6 protein-coding genes and 1 pseudogene are annotated in these 4,654 nt (G+C 66.1%); 1 reads left to right on the top strand and 6 read right to left on the bottom strand.

Annotation, left to right across the window (positions count from 1 at the left end; all coding sequences use genetic code 11):
- Together ACIPIA_RS10630 and ACIPIA_RS10625 are read right to left on the bottom strand one after the other, a co-directional pair.
- On the bottom strand, positions 1 to 236 hold a 236-nt coding region (locus ACIPIA_RS10630; protein ID WP_400509279.1), incomplete at its 3' end, for an SDR family NAD(P)-dependent oxidoreductase.
- Entirely contained in the window at positions 229 to 1,056 is an 828-nt protein-coding gene (locus ACIPIA_RS10625; RefSeq protein WP_400509277.1) for a glycosyltransferase family 2 protein, read from the bottom strand. The genes ACIPIA_RS10625 and ACIPIA_RS10630, both read right to left, overlap by 8 nt.
- 371 nt (positions 1,057 to 1,427) lie before the next feature.
- Between ACIPIA_RS10625 and ACIPIA_RS10620 the strand changes: the two genes are divergently transcribed.
- Positions 1,428 to 2,075, top strand: coding sequence for an outer membrane protein (locus ACIPIA_RS10620; RefSeq protein ID WP_400509275.1), 648 nt, complete (start codon positions 1,428 to 1,430; stop codon positions 2,073 to 2,075).
- Positions 2,076 to 2,246: 171 nt separating this feature from the next.
- On the opposite strand, the gene ACIPIA_RS10615 is transcribed toward ACIPIA_RS10620, so the two are convergent.
- From ACIPIA_RS10615 to ACIPIA_RS10600, 4 genes and pseudogenes are all read right to left on the bottom strand, one after another.
- Positions 2,247 to 2,849, bottom strand: coding sequence for a glutathione S-transferase family protein (locus ACIPIA_RS10615; protein WP_400509273.1), 603 nt, complete (start codon positions 2,847 to 2,849; stop codon positions 2,247 to 2,249).
- 29 nt (positions 2,850 to 2,878) lie between these two features.
- Complete coding sequence (locus ACIPIA_RS10610) at positions 2,879 to 3,730, bottom strand: 23S rRNA (adenine(2030)-N(6))-methyltransferase RlmJ (RefSeq protein ID WP_400509272.1); 852 nt, start codon at positions 3,728 to 3,730, stop codon at positions 2,879 to 2,881.
- 64 nt (positions 3,731 to 3,794) lie between these two features.
- Positions 3,795 to 4,460 carry a ribonuclease T2 family protein gene (locus ACIPIA_RS10605; protein ID WP_400509271.1) on the bottom strand — a complete coding sequence of 222 codons (666 nt, stop codon included), beginning with the start codon at positions 4,458 to 4,460 and terminating at the stop codon, positions 3,795 to 3,797.
- Between the two features lie 14 nt (positions 4,461 to 4,474).
- Positions 4,475 to 4,654: pseudogene (locus ACIPIA_RS10600) on the bottom strand (hypothetical protein); the annotation flags it as partial.

Raw genomic sequence — 4,654 nt, 5'->3', positions numbered from 1 at the left:
CCGAGCGCGTCCGCCGCCGCAGGAATCAAGCCTGTTGCCGCTTCCGCATCTGCCAGATCGGCTGCGAGCGTGCAGCACCGGGCGCCCGTGTCGCGCAGCTCCCCGGCCAGGGCCTCGGCGTCGACGCGGCTGTCGCCATGATGAATCGCGACGGCGTAGCCCGCCCTCGCCAGCCGCGCGACGATGGCACGGCCGATTCGGCGCGCCCCACCGGTGACAAGCGCGACCTCAGCCATCGGAGGAGCGCCGGTTGTCCGCCCGGGCGGCGTCCTTGACCGAAGAGCGCCGCTGCAGGCGGCGCTCCCAGTGCTTGGCAGCGCGCAGATAGCGGTAGAATGCGTAGTTCATCGCGGTCATGAAGCCGTAGACGCCGCGCAATGCGTGGCGGCGCCCGATATACGCCTTGATGAAATTGGCCGGGAACTCGGCGACGAGCCGGAAGGCGGAGAGCGTCTCGCCGCGGGCATCGAGATCGTCGGCCTGGGCATCGCTATAGGCGTTGAGCTTGTCCATCTGCTCGCCCAGCGATCGCACGGAGAAGTGGTGGATCGTTCCCTTGAGGCGCCCGACCTTGGTTCCTGGCCGCAGATCGACGCGATCATGCACCGGGGACGGCGAGTAGCGGCCCCAGCTTTTGCGATAGAGCCGAACCGGGGCGAGGGCATAGGCGAAGCGATGAGGCGCCTTCTCGCCGGGGAAGATCTCGGCGATGCGAATCCTGTAGGCGTCGGCCGGTGGTTTGCCGGAAACGAAGAGCGTGGCGATTTCGGCGACCAGATCCGGCGGAAGAACTTCGTCCGCATCGAGGTTGAGCAGCCAGTCGTGGCTGCATTGCTCCTCGGCGAAGCGCTTCTGCTGCCCATAACCCGGCCAGGCATTGAAGATCACGCGGGCGCCGAGCGCCTCGGCGACCGCCTGCGTCCCGTCCGTCGAACCCGAGTCGACAACCACTATATCGTCGCTGAGCGCGCGGGCCGCCTCGATGGTGCGCCCGATGCGGTCCGCTTCGTTCAGCGCGATGATGAAAATCGAGAGTGGCGGCACGGTTCCGATCATTCCTTGTGATTTCAAGGCTTAAGCATGCCCCGTCCGGTGCGGCAAGGTTGGAACGGGTGGCCGCGGCGCGTCCCGTCGAAATCGCCGGAACCTTGCGAGGCCATGCGCGTTTGTAGCCCGGACTGCTGCATTCAACGCAGTGGCCTAGGGCCTTGTTAGTATTCGATTTACCATGGTCGCTGGGCGGCTCGTGGTTAACCTGACTTTACCTATTTGCGTCCAGTTATCGCATTCGTGCCGCATTTCTGCCGCGGTCTGCAAGGCAGATGTGCTTCCGATGCAACAGACAAAGCCGTTGCCCCGTCTTATAAAGGGTGCATCGAAATCAACGGCCGGCTCGACCGGCGCCCGCGACGACTAAGGAGTTTGTCATGAAGAAGTATCTGCTTGCGACCGTTGCCGCCCTCGGCATTGTCGCCGCTGGCGCCGCCTCGGCCGCCGACCTGCCGTCGCGCAAGGGCCCGATCGCCGCTCCGGTTTACGTTCCTGTCTTCACCTGGACCGGCTTCTACGTCGGTGCCAACGCCGGCTACGGCTGGGGCAACGTGAACGCCAACGGCTTCGCCAATGTCGGCGATCTCGACGGCTTCATCGGTGGTGGCCAGATCGGCTACAACTACCAGATCGGCCAGTTCGTGATCGGCGCGGAAGCCGATTTCCAGGGCGCTGATCTCAGCAGCGGCAGCAACCTCGGCCTCGTCAACGTCAAGACCGAGTACTTCGGCACCGTCCGCGCCCGCCTCGGCGTCGCGTTCGATCGGTTCCTGCCGTATGTCACCGGTGGTTGGGCCTACGGCAACGTGAAGACCTCGATCCCGGCTCTGGCCTTCTCGTCTGACCGCACGCACACCGGCGGCTGGACTGTCGGTGGCGGTGTCGAGTACGCCTTCACCAACAACCTGATCGGCGGCGTCGAGTACCTCTACGTCGACCTCGGCGAGAAGAACATCCTGAACGCTGGCACCAAGGTTGGCACCGACTTCTCGGTCGTCCGCGCCCGCCTCAGCTACAAGTTCTGATTTCTCCTCCCGGAGACAGAGCGAACCCGGTGGCTTTTGCCACCGGGTTTTTTGTTGTCCGTTGGGATGAACGGCGGCGCAAACAAAAACGGCGGCCTTTTGGCCGCCGCAATTCGAGATGATCTGGCTTGGCTTCGGCCAGGTGCTTTACCCGCCGATCGGCTTGGGGGCTCAGCCCTTGAAGCGTGTTTCCTCGAAGGCGGGGACGCGGGCCGCGAAATCGTCGAGCCAGGCGACGAGATTCGGGTGAGAGGCGCGCCAGCTTCCGGCGAAGCGCAGGTCGAGATAGCCGAGTGCGCAGGCCAGAGCGATCTCACCGATGTGCGGCCGGCCCTCGAAGGTCGGCGGCGCGGCCTCCAGCGCGGCCAGGCCGCGCGCGACCTTGCCGTCCTGGTGGGCAAGCCAGTTGGCATTGCGCCCTTCTTCCGGGCGAAAGCGCCCCTCATAGACCTGAAGCAGCGCGGCATCGCAGATTCCGTCGGCCAACGCCTGCAACCGCAGTTGCAGGAAGCGCGCCGCGCCGGCCGGGACGATCTTCCCGCCGGAGAGATGGTCGAGATAATCGATGATCACGCGCGAATCGAACAGCGTCGTACCGTCCTCCAGAATCAATGTCGGAATCTTGCCGAGAGGATTCTGCTGACGCAGCGGGTCGGACGGGTCTGTCGTGTCGGCGCCGACGATCTCGATGCGGTCCATCAGCCCGTACTGGAGGGCGGTCATCTTGACCTTGCGGCCGAACGGCGAGGCAGGGGAGGAGCGCAGGACGAGCATGGTCGAAATCCTTCAGGAAGGGCAGGCGATCAGCCGTCGGGGCGGATCGCCTCGCAGAGATAGCGCGGTCGCGAGCCCTGTGCGAGCCGCTCGGTCAGGGCCGGAAGGAGGATTTCCGCTTCTGCGGCGAGACGCCATGGCGGATTGGCGACCAGCAAGCCCGTCGCGCCAAGGCCGCCGGCCGCTTCGGGGCGGTCCACCTCGATTTCGAGGCGCAGGAGCCGGGAAATCCCTGCGTCGGTGATATCGTCGACGAGACCTTCCGCGGCGCGACGATCCTTGATCGGATACCAGAGCGCGTAGATCCCGGTCGGCCATTTGCGATGAGCTGCAATGAACTGAGCCGAGAGCGTCGTGAACTCGTCCTTCTGCTCGAAGGGCGGATCGATCAGCACGAGGCCGCGGCGCTCCCTGGGCGGGACATTGGCCCGGAGCGCGGTCCAGCCGTCGATATCGAGCGCCTTGCAGCGCCTGTCGCGGCCGATCGCCTCGGCGAGCTTCTGATAGGTTGGCGGATGCAGTTCGGCCGCGATCAGGCGGTCATCCGGCCGCATCACGTGCCGGCAGAACCAGGGCGAGCCGGGATAGGCACCGGGTCCGTAGAGCGCGCGGATGCCGGCGAGCGCGGCCCGATAGGGTGCGAGCAATTCCTCTGCCGCCGGAGACAGCGGCGATTGCTCGATCCGCGCCACGCCGTCCTTCCACTCATGCGTCCGGAGCGCTTCCTCCGAGCTCAGGTCATAGCGTCCGCTGCCGGCATGGGTGTCGATGACACGGTAGGGCGCCGGCTTGGTTGCGAGATGCAGCAGGATGCGCGTGAGGACGACGTGCTTCAGCACATCGGCGAAGTTTCCGGCGTGGAAGCCGTGGCGGTAGTTCATGGTAGCGTTCGTAGATCATGCCGCCTTCGCCCGGAAGCGGCAAAAACCGGGATAGCGTCCGGTTTCAGCGCGGCGCGACGACGGTGAATTCGCGGGCCCGGCAGCCGGAGCGGTCAACCTCCTGGCAGGTCCGGAAATCGCGCAGGTCCTTGCTGAAGCAGATCCGCACCTCCTGCAGCACGCCGCGCCTGCAGGCGACCGACATCATGTCGGTGCGCAATCCCGGATTCGCCGCCACGAAGGCGCGCTCGAGATCCATGACCGTCCAGCTGCGGTCACGGTCGGCCCGGGCGAGCTCGGGCGGGATGGTCACCTTGTCATGGGCGCGGCGGACATCGCGAAAGTAGTCGTTCGGGCTCGAGCCGGTGCAGGTGCCGTGCTTGCGCCACTGGTAACGGGCAAGCCCCTCGCTCGGGAAAAGGCCCTCGGCCTGTTCCATCGCCATCCGTGACGGCGACCGGCCGGCCGGCCCGCATTCGCTGGGGAAGCCGCGCTCGTTCTGCGGCCAGAGGCCGTGAACGACGAAGCGCAGGCCGCTGCCCTCGGCGCATTGCTCGCGGTTGCGGGTGCGGTCGCCGTCGAGCTCGCAGAACCCGGGCGACCACGACAGTGCCAGGACGTAGAAGTCGAAAGCGCCGGGCGCGCCGCCGCGCGAACCGAAGCCTTGCGCGGATGCGCTAGCGCCGAGGCAAAGCAGCGACAGGGCTGCGAGCGCGAAGCGCTTCAGCATGGAGCGATCGTCTCTTACGGACGGGCCATCTTGCAGTCGGGCGCGTAGGCGCGATGCCGGTCGAGGCCGCTGACGCACCAGTTGACGTTCCAGGTCAGGCCGAGGAAGCCGAGGTTCTCGCGCACCGAATAGTCGACGCGATGAAAGTTGCCGTCGTTGAGCAGAATGCGGCCCGTGCAGAAGCGCCGTGGGAT

Source organism: Allobosea sp. CER48, assembly GCF_044752385.1.
GTDB lineage: Bacteria > Pseudomonadota > Alphaproteobacteria > Rhizobiales > Beijerinckiaceae > Allobosea.
Note: the sequence above shows the minus strand (reverse complement) of the source record. Positions and strands in the feature narration are given on the sequence as shown.